At 61.8% G+C, this 3,909-nt stretch carries 4 protein-coding genes; all 4 read right to left on the bottom strand.

From position 1 onward, the window contains the following. Window positions 1-291: 291 nt before the first annotated feature. Complete coding sequence (locus tag ODR01_RS25090; protein WP_316980453.1) at window positions 292-984, bottom strand: DUF4286 family protein; 693 nt, start codon at window positions 982-984, stop codon at window positions 292-294. 16 nt (window positions 985-1,000) lie between these two features. Further along, window positions 1,001-1,483: a MaoC family dehydratase gene (locus ODR01_RS25085; RefSeq protein ID WP_316980452.1), complete on the bottom strand. Its 483-nt coding sequence runs from the start codon at window positions 1,481-1,483 to the stop codon at window positions 1,001-1,003. Window positions 1,484-1,524: 41 nt separating this feature from the next. Then, entirely contained in the window at window positions 1,525-3,090 is a 1,566-nt protein-coding gene (locus ODR01_RS25080; RefSeq protein WP_316980451.1) for an acyl CoA:acetate/3-ketoacid CoA transferase, read from the bottom strand. A 125-nt stretch (window positions 3,091-3,215) separates the two neighbouring features. Then, the coding region (locus ODR01_RS25075) for an HpcH/HpaI aldolase family protein (RefSeq protein ID WP_316980450.1) at window positions 3,216-3,909 on the bottom strand (694 nt) is incomplete at its 5' end.

The raw sequence follows: 3,909 nt of genomic DNA, 5'->3' as shown, positions 1-3,909 counted from the left end.
TGATCGCCCGCGACACCGTCGCCGTCGACACTCCGGCAATCCGCGCCACGTCCCGTAAGCCAACGCTCTTGCGAACAGAGCTAACCCCTCTGCCGTCCATCAACGGAGGAGGTTCGTTGCCATTCTCCGTCCGCCGCATCACGGGGCGGCCTGATTTGCCCATAGGTACCACTTGACGTCCACCGGTCGCCGCGGAACCCCTCGCCCCGGGTCGACATGTCGAAACGAGCAATAGCCATACAGGTGAATTATCGTCAATAGACTTGCCGGCGCGGCATCGGAAAGCCGTTCTCAGGCTGGTTCCGCCAAATCCGCCTTCCCCAGCGAGAACTGAATCTGGTAAATGCCGCGCTCGATCGACGTGACGGCGCCGATTCTCTTGAAAACATCGGCTGCCGCCGCCGTCCGCTGGGCGGTCAGGTGGGCATGGCTGACGGCCTCGACCAGAAGAATCCAGTCAGCCACCCGATCGGGTTCGGAGCGAAGCGCCTTTTCCGCTGTGTCGGGGCGGCTTTCCGATGGAATACCCTCAAGGAAATGAACGCCCGCAATGCCTTTTCCCGAAAAGAGCCCAGGCAGAACGTCATTGGCGACGATCTCACGGAAATTTTCGGCGGAAACAGCCGCACCCAATCGGATGGTCTCCACCCATGCCCCTTCACCGCAACCCATGCTCGTTACCAGCTTGCAGACCGTTCGCGTGGTATCCCGGAAATGCCCCACGACTTGGCGGGTCCAGGGGCTAGGGTTGTTCAGGCGTTCGCGATAAATGGGCGTCCGGAACGTTTCAATCGAGGCCGCCTCATAGAAATTGAAGAACTTGGGTTGCCCCTCGACCGCCACATAGCGACGGCCGCGCAGGAAGCCGGGCAAGCCGACCCTCTCCGGAATATGCTCGCGTACGTGCCAAGCGAGGAAGTCCTCCTCGGCCGCCTCTTCAACCCCATGCCAGAAGGCCAGTACCCCTTCGCCCAACAACCCCATATCTCGGGTTCCTTCTCTAGCGGCCGTCCCTTGCCTCGGCGTTGCCGGAGAGCTTCTTGGCCCAACGCATAACATGTTCGCCGACGGCGACCAATTCGCCATGCTGGTTCACGGCCTCGACCTTGGCGATGCTCCGACCCCGTTCACGATCGACCGACGACACCGTGTAGTGGACGGTAACCGTGTCGTTGAGCAGCACGGGCTTGAGGAAGCGAATCTTGTCGTATCCCGCCGATACCGGGAAATCCGTCAGTCCCTCCTGATGGATGACATGGGCGATGCTGATGGTCGAAGCCGTCGACATGTAGCCAACCAGCAGCGCTCCGTGGGCAATCCTTCCGCCCAGGTTGGACCTTTCCTTCATGTACTGATCGTTGATGTGCGTATCACTGAAGTCGCCGGTGAGGCCCGCAAACAGGACCACATCGGTTTCGCCGACCGTCTTCGCGAACTGGTAGTGCTGTCCGACTTCGACAAAATCAAGACCGGATTTGGCCATTCTGTTCTCCATGCCACCTATATTCGCGCTCCCATTGCGCATCAGCTCTTTGCGGCTCGCGTGAACTCCTCCGCCAGGTTCATGGGCTCGGGGCGAAAGAGTCGAGCATCCATCAGTCCAAGGTCCTTGGCGACGCGCGGTTGTCTGGCCATGAGGGTCAGAACGTCTTTTTCGACGTCGATGCCCGGTGCGATTTCGATGAGTTCGAGCGTGCCTTCGGTCACCTGGAAAACCGCCCTTTCAGTCACGAAGACCGCCTTGCGGCCCTGGCTTTCGGCGAAGGGGCCGTTGTAGCAGATCTGTTCGATCTGCCTGACGAACTTGGGATGGCGGCCTTCCTGGAGAATCTGCAGGGTACCCCCCTCATAGCCAACCTCCATCCCGCCCGCTGTGAAGGTTCCACTGAAGATCACCTTCCTGGCATTCTGGCTGATGTTGATGAAGCCGCCGGGGCCAACGATCCTGCCGCCGAAGCGGCTGACGTTGACGTTGCCGGAGGGATCGACCTCGGCGAACGAGAGGAAGGCAAGATCGAGCCCCCCGCCGTCATAGAAATCGAACTGGTACGGCTCGTCGAGCATGGCATCGAAGTTCTGGGCGGCGCCGGAATCCGGGCCGGTCAGCGGCCCGCCGCCGACAAAGCCCTGTTCGTTGGTAAGAATGACCTGATCGAGAATGCCCTCTTCGGCGGCGACGACCGAGATGCCGGTCGAGACACCGGCTCCGAGGTTGCAGATGGCGCCCGGAAACAGCTCCATGGCGGCACGCCGAGCAATAGCTTTGCGATGGCCGAAGGGCAGGGGCTTGATGGCGGAGGGGGGAACGCGCACCTCGCCAGAATAGGCGGGATTGTACTCGCTGGCGTAGGTCTGGCGCTGCTCCGGATCGACAACGACGTAATCGACCAGGATTCCCGGAATTTTGACGTTTCTCGGCGGGAGCGTGCCGCGGCGCGCCAGCCGCTTGACCTGGACGATGACGATGCCGCCGCAATGCCGGACCGCCTGGGCGGTGGAAAGCATCTCGCCCGGGATGGCCTCCTGCTCCATGGTGATGTTGCCGTCTTCGTCCGCCGTGGTGCCCCGGAGAAGCGCGACGTCCATGTGGATCGGCTTGAAGCGAAGCCACTCCTCGCCGTCGATGGTCATCAATTCGACGAGGTCTTCCTTGGCCCTCGCGCTCTGCTTTCCGCCGCATTGGCGCGGGTCGACGAAGGTATGCAAGCCGGTCTTGGTGATTACGCCGGGGCGTGCCCCCGCAACTTCGCGCATCATCTGGGCAAGTACGCCCTGCGGAAGCGTGTAGGATTCGATCTTGTCGGCCAGCGCAAGCTCCATCAGGGGCGGCGAATCAACCAGGGCCCCGGCAATGCTCCTTTTGATGAGGCCTTCGTGGGCAAAATGCGCGGCGCCTTTGCCCGCCCGATCGCCGATGCCGACCACATGGACGACGCACAGGTCGCGCGGCAGCCCTTCGGCCAGGAATCGTTTTTCGATCTCAACGAGAATGGCCTCGGGAACCGCGTGGCCGCCCCCCGAACCGCTGACCACCACACACACGCCCGATCCTATTAAGCCTGCGGCTTCCGTCGCGTTGATTGTCTTCATCTTTTGGCCTGTCACACTTCACGTGCTCTTCTGAAACCGGTTACGTCAGTGCCTCAACGAAGAGGCTGTCATTGGGCTGAGGGGAGGACGGCAATACCGGCTCCGGGCCCCAGCCCCGATTGAAGTTACGTCAACATCTGCTTCATCCTGACCTGCTCGAGTGCGGCATCGCGGAGCATGCTGACGTCGGGTTTGCCGATGATCAGATCAAAGCCCTGATCGTAAAGTTCATTCAGGGAACGGCCACCGTACGGGGTCGTGCCAAGATACTTGCCGGCCCGCTTCACCGCCTCGCTCACGCGGGCCATCGCCTCCTTGTGATCGCGACGGTCGAACTCGGCCGGATGGCCCTGGCTAGCCGACAGGTCGAAGGGACCGATGAGGATCATATCGACGCCCTCGACGGCGGCGATGGCATCGGCATTTTCCACGCCCTGGACGGATTCGATCTGGAGGATGACGAAGATGTTCTCGTTCGCCGTGCGCAGGTATTCGAGGCCGCGGAGGCCGTAGTTGCTGGCGCGGGCGTCGGTATGGGCGATGCCGCGAATGCCGACCGGCGGGTACTTGCAGGCGGCGACGGCGGCCTTGGCTTCTTCGGCGCTCTGAATCATCGGCACCATGACCGCCTCGACGCCGACGTCGAGGTATTTCTTGATCGTGACGTGGTCATTCCACGGCACACGGACGATCCCCACCGTTTCCGTCACCTGGATGGCGCGCAGTTGGTCAGCAACGGCCAAGGGGTCTCCCGGGCCATGCTCGTTGTCGATGAGCAGGAAGTCATAGCCGCAAAAGGCCAGGATTTCGGCCACGGCC

The organism is Shumkonia mesophila (assembly GCF_026163695.1).
Lineage (GTDB): Bacteria > Pseudomonadota > Alphaproteobacteria > Rhodospirillales > Shumkoniaceae > Shumkonia > Shumkonia mesophila.
This window is presented reverse-complemented; position numbering and strand designations above follow the sequence as displayed.

Bases quoted from the DNA above. Each gene is read 5' to 3' on its own strand.
- ODR01_RS25090 (WP_316980453.1), bottom strand. From the start codon at position 984: ATGGGGTTGTTGGGCGAAGGGGTACTGGCCTTCTGGCATGGGGTTGAA.
- ODR01_RS25085 (WP_316980452.1), bottom strand. From the start codon at position 1,483: ATGGCCAAATCCGGTCTTGATTTTGTCGAAGTCGGACAGCACTACCAG.
- ODR01_RS25080 (WP_316980451.1), bottom strand. From the start codon at position 3,090: ATGAAGACAATCAACGCGACGGAAGCCGCAGGCTTAATAGGATCGGGC.